This is a genomic window from Nannocystis sp., from assembly GCF_016714285.1.
Lineage (GTDB): Bacteria > Myxococcota_A > Polyangia > Nannocystales > Nannocystaceae > Nannocystis.
Window position 1 is genome coordinate 425,200 of the sequence record NZ_JADJNN010000004.1, and the last position, 20,440, is coordinate 445,639.

General features: G+C 70.8%; 13 protein-coding genes. 11 read left to right on the plus strand and 2 right to left on the minus strand.

Annotation, left to right across the window (positions count from 1 at the left end; translation table 11 throughout):
* Positions 1–71: 71 nt before the first annotated feature.
* The 4 genes from IPJ59_RS12785 (at position 72) to IPJ59_RS12800 (ending at position 4,897) form a co-directional block, all read left to right on the plus strand.
* On the plus strand, positions 72–2,117 hold the full coding sequence (locus IPJ59_RS12785; protein WP_293271844.1) for a M3 family metallopeptidase: 2,046 nt from the start codon (positions 72–74) through the stop codon (positions 2,115–2,117).
* 89 nt (positions 2,118–2,206) lie between these two features.
* Complete coding sequence (locus IPJ59_RS12790) at positions 2,207–2,983, plus strand: gamma-glutamyl-gamma-aminobutyrate hydrolase family protein (protein WP_293271846.1); 777 nt, start codon at positions 2,207–2,209, stop codon at positions 2,981–2,983.
* A gap of 80 nt (positions 2,984–3,063) precedes the next feature.
* Positions 3,064–3,618: a hypothetical protein gene (locus IPJ59_RS12795; protein WP_293255368.1), complete on the plus strand. Its 555-nt coding sequence runs from the start codon at positions 3,064–3,066 to the stop codon at positions 3,616–3,618.
* 70 nt (positions 3,619–3,688) lie between these two features.
* Positions 3,689–4,897, plus strand: a complete 1,209-nt coding sequence (locus IPJ59_RS12800) for an LNS2 domain-containing protein (RefSeq protein WP_293271848.1) — start codon at positions 3,689–3,691, stop codon at positions 4,895–4,897.
* A gap of 99 nt (positions 4,898–4,996) precedes the next feature.
* Here IPJ59_RS12800 and IPJ59_RS12805 read toward each other — a convergent pair whose 3' ends face one another.
* The gene (locus IPJ59_RS12805; protein WP_293255362.1) at positions 4,997–5,425 is read right to left on the minus strand and encodes a response regulator; all 429 of its coding nucleotides are present in this window, start codon (positions 5,423–5,425) and stop codon (positions 4,997–4,999) included.
* A 13-nt stretch (positions 5,426–5,438) separates the two neighbouring features.
* A complete protein-coding gene (locus IPJ59_RS12810) occupies positions 5,439–6,728 on the minus strand; it encodes a DUF4388 domain-containing protein (RefSeq protein ID WP_293271850.1) in 1,290 nt (429 codons plus the stop codon).
* A gap of 108 nt (positions 6,729–6,836) precedes the next feature.
* Here IPJ59_RS12810 and IPJ59_RS12815 point away from each other — a divergent pair, with 108 nt between their 5' ends.
* The 7 genes from IPJ59_RS12815 to IPJ59_RS12845 all read left to right on the plus strand — a co-directional run bounded on the left by IPJ59_RS12815 (position 6,837) and on the right by IPJ59_RS12845 (position 20,288).
* On the plus strand, positions 6,837–9,686 hold the full coding sequence (locus tag IPJ59_RS12815) for a serine/threonine protein kinase (protein WP_293271851.1): 2,850 nt from the start codon (positions 6,837–6,839) through the stop codon (positions 9,684–9,686).
* 259 nt (positions 9,687–9,945) lie between these two features.
* Complete coding sequence (locus IPJ59_RS12820) at positions 9,946–11,013, plus strand: hypothetical protein (protein ID WP_293271853.1); 1,068 nt, start codon at positions 9,946–9,948, stop codon at positions 11,011–11,013.
* Between the two features lie 83 nt (positions 11,014–11,096).
* A complete protein-coding gene (locus IPJ59_RS12825; protein ID WP_293271855.1) occupies positions 11,097–12,791 on the plus strand; it encodes a hypothetical protein in 1,695 nt (564 codons plus the stop codon).
* A 307-nt stretch (positions 12,792–13,098) separates the two neighbouring features.
* Positions 13,099–14,826, plus strand: a complete 1,728-nt coding sequence (locus tag IPJ59_RS12830; protein ID WP_293271857.1) for a hypothetical protein — start codon at positions 13,099–13,101, stop codon at positions 14,824–14,826.
* A 576-nt stretch (positions 14,827–15,402) separates the two neighbouring features.
* Positions 15,403–16,755 (plus strand): hypothetical protein, encoded by a 1,353-nt coding sequence (locus IPJ59_RS12835; RefSeq protein WP_293271859.1) that lies wholly within the window; start codon positions 15,403–15,405, stop codon positions 16,753–16,755.
* 145 nt (positions 16,756–16,900) lie between these two features.
* Entirely contained in the window at positions 16,901–18,442 is a 1,542-nt protein-coding gene (locus IPJ59_RS12840; RefSeq protein WP_293255341.1) for a hypothetical protein, read from the plus strand.
* Between the two features lie 355 nt (positions 18,443–18,797).
* Complete coding sequence (locus IPJ59_RS12845) at positions 18,798–20,288, plus strand: hypothetical protein (RefSeq protein WP_293271861.1); 1,491 nt, start codon at positions 18,798–18,800, stop codon at positions 20,286–20,288.
* The last annotated feature ends 152 nt before the right edge of the window (positions 20,289–20,440 follow it).

Here is a 20,440-nt window from a genome sequence, read left to right on the forward strand (position 1 = left end):
GGGCATTCGGGCGCGCGACCATGCCACGACCCGCACCGCGATGCACGCCCGGGGCCTGCTATCTTCGCCGCGTGCTGGAAAGCCCCCTGCTACAGATCCCCCTCCGGGTCCCCTTCGATCGCATCAGCCCCGAGCACATCGAGCCCGCGATCACCTCGCTGCTCGCCCAGGCCCGCGCCGACCTCGCGGCCATCGTCGCCGAGCCCGGCCCGCGCAGCTACGACAACACCCTCGGCGCCCTCGACCGCCTCACCTGCGCCCTCGACCTCGCCATGAACGTCGTCGGCCACCTCGAGTCCGTCGCCACCACCCCCGCCCTGCGCGCCGCCCACAACGCCGTCCAGGGCCCCGTCGCCGAGTTCTACGCCCAGATCCCGCTCGACCCCGGCCTCTGGCAGGCGCTGCGCAGCTACGCCGCCAGCGACGACGCGAAGGCCCTCCAGGGCGCCCGCCTGCGCTTCCTCACCCGCACCCTCGACGACTTCCGCCGCCACGGCGCCGAGCTCCCGCCCGCCGGCAAGACCCGCCTCGCCGAGATCCAGGTCGAGCTCAGCCAGGCCACCACCACCTTCGCCGAGCACGTCCTCGACGCCACCAACAGCTACGAGATCCTCCTCAACGACCCCGCCGAGCTCGCCGGCCTGCCCGCCTCCGCCCTCGCGGCCGCCCGCGCCAGCGCCGAGGCCCGCGGCCTCGCCGGCCACCGCTTCACCCTCCAACAGCCGAGCCTGCTCGCCTTCCTCACCTACAGCGAGCGCGCCGACCTGCGCGAACGCCTCTACCGCGCCGCCAACATCTGCGCCGAGCCCGGCCCCCACGACAACCGCGAGCTGCTCGCCCAGATCCTCCGCCTGCGCCACGAGGAGGCCACCCTCCTCGGCTTCGCCGACTTCCCCGACTTCGTCCTCCACAACCGCATGGCCCGCCGCGGCGCGACCGCCCGTGACTTCGTCACCACCCTCCGCGACAAGGTCACCGCCGCCTTCCTCGCCGAGAACCACGACCTCCAACAATTCCGCCGCAGCCTCGAGGGCCCGGACGCCCCGCCCCTGCAACCCTGGGACATCACCTACTACGCCGAGAAGCAGCGCCAGGCGCTCTACGACTTCGACGACGAGGCCCTGCGCCCCTACTTCCCCGCCCCGCAGGCGCTCGCCGGCCTGTTCGCCGTCGCCGGCCACCTCTACGGCGTCCGCGTCGCCGAGGTCGACGACTTCCCGACCTGGCACCCCGACGTCAAGACCTACCGCGTCGACGACGAGCACGGCGCCGTCATCGGCTACTTCTACGCCGACCTCTACCCCCGCGACGACAAGCGCGCCGGCGCCTGGATGAACGCCCTCATCACCGGCGAACCCGACGCCCGCGGCGACTTCAGCCCGCACCTCGGCCTCATCTGCGCCAACCTCACGGCCCCCGTCGGCGACGCCCCGGCCCTGCTAACCCACGACGAGGTGCTCACCCTCTTCCACGAGTTCGGCCACCTGCTCCACCACCTGCTCACCCGCGTCCCCGTCCGCAGCCTCGCCGGCACCAACGTCGCCTGGGACTTCGTCGAGCTGCCCTCGCAGATCCTCGAGAACTGGTGCTGGCAGCGCGAGACCCTCGACCTGTTCGCCCACCACTGGCAGACCGGCGCCCCGCTGCCCGAGGAATTGCTGGCCCGCATGCTGCGCGCCCGCAACTTCCGCGAGGCCAACGCCACCATGCGCCAGCTCGGCTTCGCCGCCACCGACCTCGGCCTCCACACCGGCGCCCCGCCGCCCACCGGCGACGAGATCCTCGCCCGCGCCCGCGAGCTGGCCGCCCCCTTCAGCGCGACCACGCTGCTCCCCGACCACGCGATGATCGCCCGCTTCACCCACCTGTTCGCCGCCCCCGTCGCCTACGCCGCCGGCTACTACTCGTACAAGTGGGCCGAGGTCCTCGACGCCGACGCCTTCTCCCGCTTCCAGCGCGAGGGCGTGCTGTCCCGCGCCGTCGGCGAGGCCTTCCGCGCCGCGATCCTCAGCCAGGGCGACAGCCGCGAGCCCGCCGACCTGTTCCGCGAGTTCATGGGCCGCGACCCCGACCCCGACGCCCTGCTCGCCCGCGCCGGCCTGCTCCCCACCACCTGATCCAAGCGCCAGCCTGACCCAAGAGCCAGCCTGTCCCAAGAGACAGACTGTCCCAAGCGCCAGCCCGACCTGTCCCAACGACCAGCCCCATGTCCACCGCCCGCCCCGTCGTCCTCGGCCTGTCGTGCGGCATCCTGCCGCCGAACCCCACCAGCCCGCTCTTCAAGGGCAAGCCGCTGCACTACTGCGAGGGCAGCCTCGGCGCCGCCGTCGCCCGCGCCGGCGCCCTGCCGATCCTCCTGCCCGCGCTCGCCGAGCCGGCCCAGCTGGCCGCCCTGCTCGACCTGGTCGACGGCCTGGTCCTGAGCGGCGGCACCGACGTGAGCCCGCAAGTCTACGGCGAGGTCGCCCTCGAGCCCGCCTGGGCCGGCGACCCCGAGCGCGACGCCTACGAGCGCGCCCTCATCGCCGCCGCCCTCGCCCGCCGCCGACCGATCCTCGGCGTCTGCCGCGGCGCCCAGATCTTGAACGCCAGCTTAGGCGGCGCCCTCTACCAGGACATCCGCGCCCAGCTCCCCGGCGCCCTCACCCACCGCGACTGGGACCGCTACGAGCGCAACGGCCACCGCGTCACCATCGCCGCCGACAGCTGGCTCGCCGCCACCCTCGGCGCCGGCGAGCACGCCGTCAACAGCGTCCACCACCAGGCCATCCGCCGCGTCGCCCCGGGCCTGCGCTGCGTCGCCGTCGCCCCCGACAGCGTCGTCGAGGCCGTCGAGCGAGTCGACGCCGAGCAATTCCTGGTCGGCGTCCAGTGGCACCCCGAGTGGCAGACCGCCGACGACCCCGACGACCCAAACGCCGCCTCGCGCGGCCACGCCATCTTCGCCGCCTTCGTCGCCGCCGTCGTCGCCCGTCGCTCCTGATCGACCCCGCCGCCTTCACCGTCGTCGCCCGTCGCTCCCCGGATCGACCCCGCCACCGAAGCCCTGTAGAGTCGCCGAGCATGCCGACCCCGCGCCGCCTCCTCCTCCTCTGCTCAACCGCGCTCGCGCTCGCCTGCGGCGGCCCGGCCGGGCCCAACGCCGACGACCAGAAGGCGAAGCAGGCCGCCGCCAAGCAGGCCGAGGACGACGCCAAGGAGGCCGCCGGCGTCGCCGAGCGCAAGGCCAAGCGCGAGGCCGAGGACAAGCTCAAGGCCGAGGCCGAGGTGAAGATCGCCGCCGAGCTCGAGCGCCTCTCCGTGCTCCCCGACAAGCTCCCGAAGGGCGTCACCTGCGACACCGTCGGCACGGCGCAGGACGCCTTCGTCCGCCGCCTCGGCGACGCCAAGGCCATCGCCGCGTGGGACGCCGGCGGCAAGGACAAGGCGATCCCGATGACGATCGTCCAGTGCACCCAGGCCGACAGCGTCAAGACGGCCGTGTGTCAACAGAACATGTTCGACAGCGCCGGCCCCGAGCTCAAGGACGAGACCCGCAAGATCATGCAGGTCTGCATCGACAAGTACGGCTCGACCAAGAAGCCCCCCGCCGGCATGCCCCAGAAGCGGCCCGGCTGAGGCCCGCGACCGGCCCGCGATTGGGAGCCGTAGGCACGCCGCGACGTCTGCGGTACGACTGGCCCCACTTATGCGCAGCGCCCTCGTCCTCCCCTTGCTCGTCCTCACCGCCTGCGGCGACAGCTCCCGCGCCAGCGACAGCGACGCGGCCACCACCACCGCCACCGCCACCGACCCCGGCACCAGCGACGCTCCCCCGACCAGCACCAGCGGCGAGCTCCCGAGCACCAGCGGCGACGAGGCCGGCATGAGCACCGGCGCGAGCGCCCCGGACTCCACCAGCGACGCCCCGACCACCGCCGACCCGGCGACGACCACCGGCGACGACACCACCGGCGGCAGCGGCCCCGTCCCGGGGGCCTTCTGCGCGCCGATCCCCAAGTGCGACGCCACCCCGCCGACGCTCCCCGGCCAGGGCGCCGAGAGCAGCGGCTACTCGCGCGGCCGCGACATGTTCTACGTCGAGGGCCAGCCCCAGTGGGTCCTCGCCAAGTTCACCAAGTGGGGCTTCCCGATCGACAAGGACGTCGTCGGATCGACCGTCCACATCTTCCTCGACCGCGACTGCGCCGGCGCCTGGGAGGAGCTCGGCACCACCGTCACCACCGACGACGGCGAGCACGCGATCGTCGAGGGCGTCGAGGACTCCGGCGGCCGCGTCTACTTCCAGATCCCCGCGGACAAGCTCCTCGGCCCCGGCCGCCACCGCGTCCACATGGTCGACGAGGACGAGTGGGAGACCGCCACCGCGATCATCGACATCGTCCCGAAAGGCGCCCCCTTCTTCGTCAGCGACGTCGACGGCACCCTCACCACCTCGGAGAACGAGGAGGCCTACGACTTCCTCCTCGACAACCTCCCCGACGCCAACCCCTTCTCCGCGCAGGCGCTCGGCATCCTCGCGTCGAAGGGCTACCGGCCGATGTACATCACCGCCCGCCCCGAGTGGCTCGACCGCCGCACCCGCGAGTTCGTGACCATGCACAACTTCCCGCAGGGCATCATCCACACCACCACGATCTACGAGGGTGCCACCGGCGCCCCCGCGGCCGCCTACAAGACCGGCGAGTTCGCCCAGCTCAAGGCCAAGGGCCTGGTCCCCACCTTCGTGTTCGGCAACCGCGACAGCGACGCCCTCGCCTTCGACAACGCCGGCGTCGAACCCCCCGACCACCGCTTCTTCTTCCAGTTCACCGACACCATGTTCGGCGGCCGCCGCATCGACAGCTACGAGGAGCTCCTCGCCGAGTTCGAGGCCCTGCCCGACCTCTGCCACTGACCCGACATCGGCCGAACCTCGGCCCGAACATCAGCCCCGCAGGCCCGACAATCGGCCCCGCCGCTCACGCCCGCGACCCGGACCAGAGCCCGGCGGACCTCACAGCGCCAGCTTCTCGCCGTCGCCCCCGCCGACCAGCACCTCGCGGATGCGGGCCTGCAGCAGGTCATCCTCGTAGGGCTTCATCACGTAGCCGTGGGCCCCGTTGCGCAGGCCCCAGTAGCGGTCGCTCTCGCGGGCCAGGCTCGTGATCAGGATGAAGTGCGGCGCCGTCGGACCCCGCGCCCGCCGGACCCGCCGCAGCAGCGCCAGCCCGCTGATGCCCGCCAGCAGCACCTCGCACAGCACCAGCGCCGGCTGGTGCGCCTCGATCAGCGCCAGCGCCTCGCGTCCGTCGCTCGCGCTGTGCAGCACCAGCTCGCCGAGCCCGGCGTCCGCCGTCGCGAGCAGCGCCTCGATCGCCGCGATCGCCCGCTCCCGCTCCCGCGGGTCCGGGTCGGCGATCACGAGGTGACGCGGCTCCGCCATGCTGTCCACCCGCTCACACCGCGACCGGCATCACCCGCTTGCGCACCAGGTTGGCCTTCGCGTGGCGGTAGATCACCCGCGCCACCGCGAAGGTGCCCGTCCGCGTCTTGCGGGCGATCTCCTTGACGCTGTTGCGGCCGTTGACCAGCTCGAGCACGGCCAGCTCGTCGCGCGGCAGCGCCTCGCGGGCCAGCTTCGCCACCTGCTCGTCGACGCGGAGGTACACGTCCTCCACGTCGGGCATGTGCGGCCCCATCACCGTCGTCTCGTCGAGCAGGCGCAGGCCGTCGAGCAGCGCCTCCGAGACCAGCAGCTCCGTGCGCCCCTGGGCCTGCGCCGCCGCGGCCATCGGGTCGAGCTCGGTGGTCGGCGTGAACGTGAAGGTCCCGGCCTTCCACGTGAGCAGGTGCGAGGTCACGGCCCGCGCCTGGTCGACCACGATCTGGGCCAGATCGGCCGCGCTGATGAACCCCGCCTCGAGCAGCCGGGTCCCGAGCGGCCGCTGCTCCGGGTCCTTGCCGACGATGAAGGCCTCGAGCTGCTCGTCGCGCATGAAGCCGCCCTCGACCACGAAGCGCCCGAGCTTGAGATCCTCCTCGGTGCCCTTGACCTCAGCGAGGCGGATGCGTCCGGCGTCGAGGTGCAGCTTGCCCCACCGGTTGCCCTCCTCGACCTTGAGCACCCCGCGGACCCCCGAGTTGCCGAGCATCTCAAGCACCGCCTCGAGCCGGGCCGCCCCGAGCGCGCCGCGGATCACCGGCCGATCGCTCGGCAGCGCCAGCTCGTCGTCGCTGCGCAGCGCCTTGGCGAAGTGTTCGATCTCCGCCTCCGTGAAATCCTGGCCAGGGAAGTGCTCGAACAGCAGCTGCTTGAGCCGCGTGACCGCGAGGTCGACCGAGATCCGACTCGACGATCCGCTGGCCCCCGCCTGGTCCTCGAGCGCCTCGTGCACGACCTTCACCAGCGCCGGCGTGCTGAACGGGCGCCGCAGCGAGGGCAGGCCCTCAGCCCCCGGGATCGGGGTCGGGTTGCTGCGACTCACCAGCAAGATGCCGGGCAGCTGGGCACCACCGGGGATCTGAACCAGGGCCTTGAGCACCGCCGCCGCCGCGACCGGATCGCTGGCCGCGTCGAGCAACAACGCGTTGACCGATCGATCCCCCGCTGGACCGTGCTTTTTACACAGCTCGACCGCCTCTGCCAGCGCGTGGGCATTAAACACCTGAAAACCGGCGAGTCGCAGCCCCGCCGTGGCGAGCCTCGCAGCCGTCGTATTCGGGTCGTAGTACAGGATTCCGGGCAAAACAGGGCCAGGATGGAGGCCAGAAGCAGGGGGCTGGGAGGCCATGGATGCAGCAAAGGATACTCGGATTTGCCGGAGTCGTGGTAGCGTTTGGTCCAGACCATGGTCATGGGCGAGATTGAGCGACTGGATCCCCCGCGCCAGCTGGGCAACGTGACCCTGCTTGCGGTTCTGGGCGAGGGGGGCATGGCGACCGTGTACCTCGCCTCGATCGGGACCGGCGCGGCCGCCCGTCTCGTCGCCGTCAAGCTGCTGCGCCCCGGTCTCCCCGACCACGACTACCGCACCCGCTTCAAGGACGAGGCCAAGCTGGTGCTGCGCCTGCACCACCCGAACATCGTCGAGGTCCGCGAAGCCGGGGACCTCCACGAGCAGCTCTTCATCGTCATGGCCCTCGTCGAGGGCCGCGATCTCGCCGACATCTGGGACCGCTGCGCCGCCGTCGGCAAGGCCTTCCCGGTGCCCCTCGCGGTCCACATCATCCGCGAGATCCTGCGCGGTTTGCACTACGCCCACACCTTCCCCGGTCTGGGCCTCGTGCACCGCGACGTCTCGCCCTCCAACCTCCTGATCGACTGGACCGGCGTGGTCCGCCTCGCCGACTTCGGCCTCGCCACGTCCACCTTGAAGGGCAGCCTCACCGTCCCCGGCGTGGTGTTCGGCAAGGTCGGCTACATGTCGCCGGAGCAGGCCCGCCACGAGACTCTGGACGGCCGCGCCGATGTCTACGCCTGCGGCGCCGTGCTGTGGGAGCTGCTCACCGGCCGACCCCTTCGCGGCGGCGACGGCGTCGACACCGAGGACGTGTCCAACTTCAACGCCCCGCCGGCCAGCAGCTACAGCAGCCGCGTCGACGCCGAGCTCGACGCGATCGTCGCCAAGGCCCTCGCCCGCGACCGCGAGGACCGCTACCTCTCGGCCCACGACTTCATGGAGGCGCTCGGCGTCTGGCTGGCCAAGCGCGGCATCGTCGGCAACGCCGGCACCGAGCAGATGGCCGAGTTCCTCGCCATGCTCTTCGGCGACGCCGCCGCCCGCGAACGCGAGAGCCGCGACGCCCTGCTCGGCGACCTCAGCCACGCCGCCACCACGGCAGCCCCGAACCGCAGCGCCGAGGCCAACAAGGACACCCTCGGCGACGCCTTCAGCGCCGACGAGGAGTTCGACCTCTCGCTCTCCGACGACGACGACGACGACGCAGGCGACCGCGCCAACATGAAGATCATCCCGCTGCCCGAGCGCCCCGATCGCCTCGAGCGCAGCGCCGCCGACAAGGCCCCCAACTCGGCCGTGCGCCGCCCGCGGGCCAAGGACGAGCTCGGCTACGAGAACCCGCAGAACGACGTCGAGCACATCGAGGCCGGCACCATCATCGCCGACCGCTACCGCGTGGTCAGCCGCATCGGCCGCGGCGGCATGGGCACCGTGTACCTCGGCGAACACACCACCGTCGGTCGCCGCGTCGCCATCAAGGTGCTCACCCACCAGTGGTCGCGCAGCGAGCTGGTCGCCAAGCGCTTCCGGGCCGAGGCCCGGGCCGCCTCCGCCGCCGGTCACCCGAACATCATCGAGGTCTTCGACGCCGGCCAGCTCCCGGACGGCCGCCTCTACCTGGTCATGGAGTACCTGACCGGGCGCAACCTCTACGAGGAGATGGAGGAGCTCGGCACCCTCGCGGTCGGCCGCGCGTGTCGCATCATCCGCGCCGTCGCCCGGGCCATCCGCGCCGCCCACGACGTCGGCATCATCCACCGCGACCTCAAGCCCGACAACGTGATGTTCGTGCCGCTGCCCGAGGGCGAGGGCGAGACCGTCAAGGTCCTCGACTTCGGCATCTCCGCCGGCGCCGAACGGACCGAGGCCGAGGCCCGCCTCACCGTCCCCGGCCACGCGCTCGGCACCCCCGAGTACATGGCCCCCGAGCAGGCCAAGGGCAAGGACGCCACCGAGCTCTTCGATATCTACGCCCTCGGCGTGATGCTCTACGAGTGCCTGGTCGGCGAGCCGCCCTTCGTGTCCAACAACCTCGTCGAGATCATGGCCCGCAAGAGCACGGAGAAGGCCCCGTCGCTCGGCGAGCGCCGCCGTGATGTCCCGAAGGCCCTCGTCACCCTCGTCGACTCCTGCCTCGAGGTCAACCCCGCCGACCGCCCGCAGTCGGCCCGCGAATTCCTGCAGCGCCTCGAGGAGGTCATCCGCGTCCTCCCGGCCGACGGCGACCCCTCCGACATCAGCTCCGACACCTCGCTCGTCGGCGTGCCCCTGCCCGCCCCACGCGGCAACTCCGGGGCCTCGCGCAAGCCCTCCGGCCCCAAGCTGGGCGCCAAGCTGGGCCCGGTCCCGCTGCCGCACCCGGTCCCCCCAGTCACCCTCCCCTTACGGCGATCCCAAGCGCCTGCTCGGCATCGGCGCCATCGCCCTCGCCGCCGTCGCGCTGCTGTACGTCGCCTTCTCGGGCGGCCCCGGCGAGGACCCGACCAAGCTGGCGAGCAACACCTCGCAGGGTCAGCCGCCCGAGCCCCCGACGAAGGAGCCCACGCCGCCGGTGAAGGTCGACCCGATCAAGAAGATCGTGCCGCCGCTCGACCCGACCAAGCTCGACCCGACCAAGCTCGACCCGACCAAGCTCGACCCGACGAAGACCGACCCCACCAAGCTCGAGCCCGGCGAGACCGACCCCAACAAGAAGGGCGTCGAGGTCCCGCCGGTCAAGCCCAAGCTCGACCCGGCCAGCGAGCAGTGCAAGAAGACCCGCGAGAAGGTCGGCACGGCCCGCAACGCCCTCAACTTCCACGACATGCTGCGCCTCCTCAACGACAAGGGCTGCTGGCAGTCGAAGGGCGAGCACGGCAAGCTGAAGACCCTCGCGTACAAGGAGCTCGGCAAGTTCCGCGAGTGCGCCGCGGCGGGCCGCGGCAACACCGACCCCGAGGTGGTCAAGTGGGTCCGCCTCTGTGAGAAGCGGGCCGAGTCGGGCTGACGCTCACGGCCCGCGCTGTCGACCGGGCCCACGCGCAGCAACTTGCACATGCGACGGTCGCGCTCGCTAGCGCGCCCAAGACCCCCCTACCTGGCTGATCTGGCCGGGATCAGGGCCGTGGGCGGGGGTGGACGCCGCCCCGACGAGCGGGCATCATGCGTGCCGGTTTCGCTTCGCGGCCTCCGGGCCGTCTCTCGCTCGGCCCGCGCCGCAGCCGCCCAGGTGGTCTCGCAGCCCATGTTCGTCGCCACTACCCTCGCCCTCTCGCTCGCACTGTCGCCTGTCACCACGCTGGCCCAGAGCGGCCAGCACGTGTGGGCTGGGCCGCGGGCCCACGCGTGGATGGCAGCAGCGCCGGCTGGGGCCGGGCCCGCCGGGACGCCCGGCAAGTGCGACAAGCTCGAGTTCCGGGCCGTCCTGCAGGTCGACACCACGAGCCTCGCGGACGACGCCGAGGGCGTCGGCAGCCGCACCCGCGCCAAGGCCGAGCAGGCCATGCAGAGCTTCGACGTCCTGGTCGGCACGGACGCGGCGCGCCTGCCCGTCATCGTCGTCAAGGTCGTGCCCATCACCGGCGAGGACGAGGGCTTCAGCTTCACGATCGACATCAACCACGCCGCCGAGAAGCCGATCCGCGACGGCAGCTCGGTCGGCGAGTGCAAGCTGTGCACCGAGAGCGAGCTGCTGGAGAAGGTGTCCGGCTCGACCCGCGCCCTGATGCCCAAGCTGCGCGGCTACATCGCCGACTTCAACAACAAGGCCTGCGAGGTCGCGCCGCCCCCGGAGTGCGAGGCCAACGCGCAGTGCAAGGACCCGAACCTCCCGATCTGCCACCGGATCGAGAAGCGCTGCGTCGCCGATCTGAGCCCCGGTTGCAAGCTCGACGCCGACTGCGTCAAGAGCCCCGTCGGACCCTACTGCAGCACCGACAGCCACAAGTGCGTCGCCAGCCTCGCCGCCCCGCCGCCGACCGGCATGAACGGCAAGCAGAAGGCCGGCATCGGCCTGATGATCGCCGGCGCGGTCGGTGTGGGCGTGGGCGTCGGACTGGTCGTCCGCAAGCCGCAGGTGCCCGACGCGATGATGGCCTGGGACACCCGGGAGACGCAAAAGCCCGGCTACGCGGTGCTCGCCGTCGGCGGCGCGGCGCTGGTCACCGGTGTCGTCCTGTTCGTGCTCGGACGCCGCCAGGCGAGCAAGCAGCTCAGCCGCCTGAGCCCGATGGTCGACCTCGCGGGCACGGGGGCGAGCGCGGGGGCTGCTCGTTCGGGGGCCTACGGCCTCAGCTGGTCGACCCGCTTCTAAAGTCACTCCGGCGGGCCTTCTCCCGCACCTTGTGCCACCCGGGCCGCGCCGCCCGTTTATGCCATTCTAGCGAGCCTACTGCCATGCGATCGACTTGGACCAAGACGTTGAAGCACCGCATCGGTTCGGCCGGTTCGGCCCCCACCCTCGCGCGCGCGTTGGCTCTGGCCGGCTCGCTCGCCGGACTCGCCGGCTGCCTCGTGACCAACAAGAATCACTGCGGCCTCAACCAGGGCGCCTGCGGCGACGGCCTGATGTGCAGCGTGTGCGCCGTCGACAACAACGGCTGCGTCCAGCCCGACGAGATCGTCGACGCCGCCTGCATGTTCGGCGGCGAGACCACCAGCGGCCCAACCACCGCGACCGAGCCGCTCACCAGCTCGACCTCCCCGACCACCACCGAGAGCACCGTCGACCCCACCGGGACCACCACCGCGGTCAGCCCGACCACCACCAGCGACACGACCACCGACGACACGGTCACCACCGAGGACCCCACCCTCACCGGCAGCGAGACCACCGTCGGCCCGGACTGCATGGGCGACGTCGTCGGCAACCCGATGTGCGGTGGCGACCTGCCCTACTGCATCGACCTGAAGTGCGTCGGCTGCATGGGCCAGAACTGCGGCCTCATCGAGCCTGGCAAGCCCGCCTGCGAGGAGACCTCCGGGCTGTGCGTCGAGTGCCTCCAGCACAGCGACTGCCTCAACGACGACAAGCCCGCCTGCGACAAGGACACCGCGACCTGCAAGGCCTGCAGCGATCACGACGAGTGCCCCGCCACCGCCTGCGACCTTGAGACCGGCATGTGCCTGCCCGAGTCGTGCGTGTTCTACGTCGACCTGACCAAGAGCGGCGAGTTCCCCTGCGACGACGCCGGCGCCGGCACGACCCAGCAGACCCCGCTGTGCACGCTGCAGAAGGCCGCGACCCTGCTGCAAGTGGACAAGCCCTGCACCATCAAGGTCAAGGCCGGCACCCAATTCCAGACCGCACCGACCATCATCCCGGCCGGCAACATCACCGTGGCGATCATCCACTACGGCAACACCCTGCCCTCACTGCAGGTCCCCATGGACCCCGCGCTCACGGTCCAGGCCGGCAACCGGGTGTACATGCGCCGCATCGCCATCACCAACTCGCCGCCGACCGCCAACCCGGCGATCGAGTGCACCGGCGCCGCGCTGTGGCTCGACAACCAGCGCATCTCCAACACCCGCACCGCGCTGCACGCCCTCGACTGCAAGGTCCACGTGCGCCAGAGCATCATCTTCGGCCACACCTTCGGCGGCCTCGACATCCAGGGCACCGACATCAACAAGGCCCAGCTGTGGCTCGAGAACAGCTACATCACCTCGATGATGAGCAGCATCTTCGGCGCGGTCCGCTTGATCGGCGCCGTCAAGGCCGACGTGCTCTACAGCACCATCGCCCTGGTCAAGAGCGTCGTCCCCCCCTTCGAGTGCATCGGCGGCTTCTCCGGCACGATCAACGTCCGCAACTCGGCGGTCATCGGCCCCGACCCGCGCTTCGGCGCCGGGTGCATGGGCAAGGTCACCATCACCACCACGTACGAGTCGACCGAGTCGATGCAGCCGGAGCTGATCGGCACCTTCTCCACGTTCAACGGCGGGCAGCTCCAGGCCAAGATCGACGGGCCGCTGACCGACGGCGCAGTCTGGAAGACCGGCGACCCGAAGGTTGACCAGGACGGTACGCCGCGGCCCAAGGTCGACGGCGCCGCCGACTACGCAGGCGCAGACCGCCCGGTCCGCTGAGCTCGCTGGGCTCCTCCGGCCAGGGCCGACAGGCCCAGATGTCGCCCAGATGTCGCCCAGATGTCGCCCAGATATGGCCCCACCGCTGGCCCACAGATCTGGCCGTCTGTTCAGAGACACGGACACAGCGGCGACGACCGCGTACATGTAGTCAGCGATCGTCGCTGTACATAGTGTCATCCAGTTCACAGAGCTTGCACATCCAAAGGCTCGCCGAATTGCTTCTGGCGCTTATCCCGACCCGGGTCCCGGCCGAGGCGCGGAGGCGGTTGTCTCCGCCGGAGGGCTCAGCGATACTGGCGTGGTGATGCCTCTCGCTCGCCCTCGCCTCGCGGTCGTCGCCTCGCTCCTGATGGCCGCCTGCCCAACCGTCGGCATGGGCACCGGTGACGACTCACAGACCGAGACCGCGCTGCAGACCACCGACGATCCGTCGGGTACCACCCAGACCTGCCCGATCGGCTCGGAGGGCTGCGCGTGTACGGGCGGGGGCGGCTGCGACCTCGGGCTCACATGCAACCTTCAGACGATGATCTGCGAGGCGGGCGGGGGCACGAGCGCGAGCGACACCACCGGCGATCCACCGGAAACAAGCATCGCCAACACCGACCCGGGCCACACCAACACCAGCACCGGGGACACGGCGGCGCCCGAGTGCACCGCAAAGGGCGACGGCAAGGAGAGCGCCGAGTGCGTGGCGATCGACGCCAACCGCCCCTTCTGCGTCGACGACGCCTGTGTGCCCTGCGGCGAGCTGGCGATGGACGCCTGCAAGCTCGGCACCGGCGCGGCCCGCCCGCTGTGCCTCGAGAGCGGCGCCTGCGGCCAGTGCGACGTCGCGGCGGCGGTCGACGCCGGCCAGTGCAGCGAGGAGATGCCCCACTGCAACCTCGACAACAACATGTGCGAGGGCTGCCTCGAGCACAGCGAGTGCCCGGCGACCGCCTGCAAGGTCGCGGCCCGCAAGTGCTTCCCGACCGACAACGTCCTCTACGTGCGCCAGGGCTCGCTCAAGCTGAAGTGCTCCGACAAGCCCGGCATGGGCGGCTCCAAGGACCTGCCCTACTGCGACTTCGCGCTCGCCGCCGCCGCCGCCCAGCTGGGCGGCTTCAACAGCGACTACACCTTCGTGCAGATGGGCAACGACGACGCGCTCGGTTACCCCGGCGCGGTCAACATCACCGGCGGCGACGGGGCGGTCTCCTACGCCTTCGTGCACGAGCTCGGCACCCCCTTCGACAAGCACACCCAGCTGATCGGCATCGGCCCGATGGTCACCGTGCCGAACAACGTCACGCTCTACATCAACAACTTCGGCATCGTCGTCGAGAACGGTCAGGCCGACTCCTCGATCGGCGTCTCGTGCAGCGACGGCGCGGTGTGGCTCGACGACTCGCGGGTGCACCACGCCCGCGGCCCGGGCATCCGCTCGAACAACTGTGACATCCACCTGCGCCGCACCTCGGTCGCGTTCGGCAGCACCGAGGGCATCGACATGACCGGCGGCTCGCTGCACACGGTCAACAGCTTCATCTCCACCAACCTCTCCAAGCCGAACCTCGGCGGCGGCGGCCTGCACCTCCGCGCCGGCGCGACCGTCGACATGCTCTACACGACCATCGCCGACAACAGCAACGAGGCCGGCAAGAACCTCGGCGACTCGATCCACTGCGACGACAAGGTCTCGATCAAGCTGCGCAACTCGATCCTCGCCCGCCGCCCGACCGGCGCCAACCCCAGCATCGTCTGCCCGGGCAGCACGCTCAACGTCACCTGGTCCGTCATCGACAGCAACCTCGATCTCGTCGACGGCAACAACAACAGCAAGTTCGCCGCCGAGGACCTGCTGATGGCGCTGGTCCTCGACAACAACTTCGGCGTGTTCCGCATCAAGGACAGCGCCGCCGGTGAAGAGTACTTCTGGATGGCCGCCCAGTGGAACACCGGCGACCCCCACTACGACTACGACATGAACAAGCGCAACGCCGTCCCCGGCGGCCTCGACTACGCCGGCGGCGACGTCTACTCCAACTGACCCGGCTGGCCCATCGCCAGGGTTTCGGCGAGCCTTCGCCGCGGCTTGCACACCGACGAGCGCTGGGTGGCGCGGGTGGCGGCCCATCGCCACGACATCGCCAGGCCCTTCGCCGCTGCCAGCGATCGCCTGTCGCGGCCGCGATCCGTCGCTCGTGGCGCGTGACCTGGCGTGTCGCCGCGTCGCCGGACTGCGGACTGCGGGCCTGGACGGGGCGCCCGCTGGCCGCACGCGGGCGCGGCCACGCGATGCCTGGACGAGGGCGCTTGCGCGCATCTGCTGTGCCCGAGCTTGCACGGCCAGCGCGCGGAAGGTTGCATTGATTGTTGCGCGGCGCTTCTGGAATACTGCCGCGTGATGCGAATTCCCCTGATTCTCTGCGGTCTAGGGCTCTGTGTCGGGATCCTGGCAGGCGGGGCCTGTCAGCCCGCCGACGGGCAACACACCGATGCGGGGACCACCGAGGGGAGCGAGACTGGCTGTACGCCCGGTTTCGCGAACTGCGCCTGCGCCGACGGCGAAAGCTGCGAGCCGGGCCTGCGCTGCGCCTCGCAGCACTGTGTGCCCGACGATTCGGTGACGACCTCCGACACGCACCCGCCGGTGACGACCACCAACGACACCGGTGACACGGGGGTGCAGACCACGACCAGCGGGGACTCGACGGGAGCCTCGGAGACTGGGACCAGCGAGTGCAACGCCGCGACGCCGCTCGACCCGGCCTGCACCGACCCCGCGCTGCCGTACTGCGGCCCGGACGGCAGCTGCGTCCCCTGCGGCGCGATCGACTGCGGGGTCGTGACGCCCGCTACCCCGAGCTGCGACGCCGCCTCCGGCAAGTGCGTGCAGTGCACGGCCGCGGCCCACGAGGCCTGCGGCGGCGCCACCCCGATCTGCGACGCCGCGACCGCGAAGTGCGTCGGCTGCACCCGCCACGACCAGTGCGACAGCAAGGCCTGTCAGCTCAAGACCGGCGCCTGCTTCGAGCAGGTGCTCTACGTCGACCGCGGACTGCCCTGCGACGGCGCCGACGGCTCGATGGAGCTGCCGTTTTGCGAGATCAACGACGCCGTCGCCAAGATCGGCGCCGGCGATCCGACCGCCGTGCTCGTCAAGGCCAACGCGATCGCGTACTCGGAGCAGATCCAGGTCGCCGCCGAACGCACCCTGGCGATCGTCCGCCTCGGCAGCGGCACCGCCAAGCTCGAGGTCGGCGCGCTCGACTCGCTGGTGGTCAACGACAACTCCGTCGTCTATCTCGACCAGCTGCAGATCAGCAAGGGCGACGTCAGCAAGGGCATCTTCTGCAACGGCGGCTCGATGTGGATCGACCGCACGCAGATCGTCGACCGCAAGGGCCTCGGCGTCGAGGGCCTGAACTGCGCGCTGCGGCTCCGGCAGTCGCGCATCTACCTCAACCTCGGCGGCGGGCTCAAGCTCACCGGCGGCAGCGTCTACCTCGAGAACAGCTTCATCGTCAGCAACGGCGGCTCCTTCGCGGCGGTGTCGGGGGTCGTGCTGAGCAACGGCGCGACCCTCAACGGGCTGTACACCACGCTGGCCGACAACGACGGCAAGGCCGGCGTCGAGGACTCCCTCGACTGCAGCAACGCTGGACCGGTGACGCTGCGCAACGCGATCCTGTTCGGGCAGAGCGCCGCGACTTCGGTCGACTGCGCCAACGCCACGGCGATCCGCAGCGTCGTCGACGCGATGGCGCTGAAGGGCGCCGACACCCAGCTCATCGACGCCCTCGACCCGGCGTGGTTCGTCAGCCCAGAGACGGGCAACTTCCAGATCAAGGCCGGCATGCCGTTCGAGGACGTGGCCGTGTGGATGACCGGCGATCCGCTCGTCGACTACGACGGCGACCCGCGACCCAAAGCCGATGGGGACCCCGACTACGCGGGCGCCGATCGCCCGAAGTGATCGATCCGCGGCCCTGCCGAGGACGTGTTCACGCGCGCTGGACCCGCGCCGCGAGCTCGCGTGCATGCACGCGCGCTCGCGCGCTCACGCCGTCCTTGCGGCCGCATTGTAAGGCTGTGGGCCTTCGGGCAATACTTGCCCCATCATGACGCGGTCCACCGGTCTGCTCGGTCTGCTCTTCGCCGCCGGCGTCACCTTCGGCGCGTGCACCGGGCCCTACGGTGACAGCGACAGCGACACGGCGAGCAGCAGCACCGGCGGCGAGTGTCCCGTCGGCAGCCTCAACTGTCTGTGTACCACCGGCAAGTCGTGCGACAGCGGCCTGGTCTGCGCCTCCGACCGCTGCGTGAAGCTGGACGGCGACACCTCGACCAGCGACGCCAGCACCAGCCTCGACCCCACCACCGGCGACCCGAGCACGGGGGGCGGCGACTGCGACGCCAACGGCGACGGCAGCGTCGACCCGGCCTGTCCCGAGAGCCAGCCGTACTGCGTCGCCGGGGCCTGCTTCGGCTGCGCGCAGCTCGACTGCGAGGCGCTCTCGCCAGCGCAGCCGCTGTGCAACGAGGCCAGCGGCCTGTGCGTCGCGTGCCTGTGCACCGACGCGAAGCCGGTGTGCGACCCGGACACGCACAGCTGCCGCGTGTGTACGGCCCACAGCGACTGTCCCGACAGCGCCTGCGATCTGTGGACCGGCGCCTGTTTCCCGGCCGCCGCGACGCTTTGGGTCGAGGATGGCGGCGAGTGCAGCGACGCCGGCCCGGGCGACGCGAGCGCCCCGTTGTGCAGCCTCGACGCTGCGTTCGAGCGGATCAACGCCGCCGGCCCGGGCCACCAGGCGGTGCGCGTGCGACCCGGCAGCTACACCGTCAAGAGCCCGCTGCGCGCCCCGGCGGACCACGTCGTCGCGCTCGTGCACGCCACCGGCCAGACCGGCGACCCCACTGTCACGATCGCGGCCAAGAGCTCGGCCGCGATCGCGATCGACCCCGGCGCCAAGCTCCTGGTCGACGCGCTGCGCCTGACCGACAGCGGCGGCGACGCGCTCGAGTGCACGAACGGGACGGCCTTGCTCGACCGCCTCACCGTGACCGCGTCGAACCAGCGAGGCGTCATGGCCGAGGGCTGTGAGCTGGTGCTGCGCCGCGGTGTGCTGTTCGGAAACGCCGTCGCCGGGGCCCGCCTGAACGGCGGCAAGCTGCGCCTGGAGAACACCTACTTCAGCGGCAACGGCAACCCGCAGACCGGCGAGGGCGGGATCTATCTCGCCGACGGCGCCGCGCTCGACGCGGTGTACAGCACCTGGGTCGACAACCGCGGCCAGGCGGGCACACCCTACGCGGTGGCCTGCAGCGACGACAATCCCAAGGAGAAGGTCGGCGTGCGCAACTCGCTTGCGATCAACATCGGCTTCAACACGCTGTGCGACGGTGCCAGCGTCGCGCACACCGGGTGGTCGACCGACATGGTCGCCGGCAGCAACATGGCCATCGCCTCCGCGGACCTCGGCAAGTACCTCAAGGTCGACCCCGATCTGCCTGGTGTGTACCGCGTGATCGTCGGGGCTGGCCTCGACAAGCTCGGCGCGTGGGAGCAAGGCGACCCGGCGATCGACTTCGACGGTGATGCCCGGCCCAACACCGCTGACGCCCCCGACTTCGCGGGTGCCGACCGCGTCGCCAGGTAGACCCTGAGCTCGGCACCGGGCCCACGGGCCTCGCTCGCCTCCAGCTGGCCTCCAACGGGCCTCCAACGATCGTGCAACGGAGCTCAGGGCGCCTCACGTGAGCCTCACTCGGGGCGACACGCCCCCAAGTCACGGGCCATCCGCACCAGTCCCGAAGGTCAGGTTGAGCCGAGCGCATGCCGGCGTAAACTCGCAGACAAGTCCGCGGGCAAATCCGCAGATAGCTCCGAAGATTGACTCGTAGGACCGCCGTACGGCGGCGCCTGGACAAGCGAGGGGAGGCAGGGAATACTGCGCCGACCCCTGATCCCTAGGACGTAAAACCATGCAGAGAGTGCACCTTCATACTGTTTCTGTGGCCACCTTGTTCATGCTCGCGGGCTGTCCGCCGATCGACAACACCACCAGCGAGACGGCGACCGAGACCGAAAGTGCGAGCGGCACGGCCACGACCAGCGACGATGCGAGCGACACTCAGCCGACCGACACCAGCCCGCCGGTCACGACCACCGCCGACACGGAGACCTCGGGGAGCAGCTCGGCCAGCGAGTCGGCCACCAGCAGCGAGAGCATCAGCGGCGACCCCAGCACTGGCATGGTCGAGCCCGAGTGCTCGGACAGCAAGAAGTGCGGCGCGGGCCTGTTCTGCGAGGCCGAGAAGTGTGTGACCTGCGATCAGACGCCCGACGGCGACGTCGCCTGCGCCGGCGAGGACCCGGGCACGCCGGTGTGCGCCGACACGGCCTGCGTCGAGTGTACGACCGACAAGGCCAGCCAGTGCATGGGCAACACGCCGGTCTGCGTCGACAACGCCTGCAGCGCGTGCACCGAGCACGCCGAGTGTCCTGACAGCGCCTGCAACCTCGAGACCGGCGCCTGCTTCGGCCTCGAGTACGTGCTCTACGTCGACCGCACGGCCCCCTGCGACGGCGCCCTCGGCACGATGGAGGCCCCGTTCTGCAAGATCGCCGACTCCTTCCAGGCGATGATCGACGGCGACGTCACGCTCGGCTGGACGGTGAAGATCAAGCCCGGCAACTACATCGAGGTGCCGCTGGTCGTGCCGGACGGCGCGCTGGTCACCTTCACCCGCTGGGGCGACGGCGCGGTCAAGATCCGCGCGGCCGACGACGCCGGCGACACGCTCACGATCCAGAACGCGAGCAAGGTCTTCCTCGACCGCCTCGAGTTCAAGAGCAACGCCGACTTCAACGGCGTGGTGTGTGCCAGCGCCGACGTGTTCGCCGACGACGTGCGCTTCACCGCCAACCGCCTGCAGGGCTACGAGTCGACCGACTGCAACACCAAGATCAACCGCTCGGTGCTGTTCGACAACGACGGCGGCGGCCTGGCCTCGTACGGCGCGGGCACCACCCACGTCATGAACAGCTACATCAGCGGCAACGGCACCCAGAACTTCGGCGACTACGGCGGCGTCCGCAGCGCGCAGGGCAACGAGATGCACCTGGTGTTCTCGAGCGTGGTCAACAACCTGAGCCAGACCGGCCCGCGCTCCCTGCAGTGCGTCGACGACGGCCCGGTCGAGGTCCGCAACTCGGTGATCATCGGCTTCGCCCCGCCCTCGGTGGACTGCCCGCAGGCGGTGATCACCAACTCGGCCGTCGACGAGGGCGCGATGGACGGTGATACCAACCTCATCGCCGTCAACGCCGATATCATGAACTTCTTCGACATGCCGACCGCTGGCGTGTACCCGGCCAAGATGGACTCGCCGATCAAGGACCTCGCGGTGTGGAAGACCGGCGATCCGAAGGCCGACTTCAACGGCACCCCGCGCGTCAACACCGACGGCGGCACCGACTACGCCGGCGCCGACAAGCCCTGACGTCCGCAGTGGGCCCTGAGGGGCCTGCGGCGGCCCTGAAGCGGGCCTGAAGCGGGCCGGTCGACGGCGCCGCTGCAGCAGAGAGGGTCCGGGCGCTCCGTCGAGGGGCGCCCGTCGCCCGTTAAGCGGGCTGCGGTCGCGCACCTGCCTGC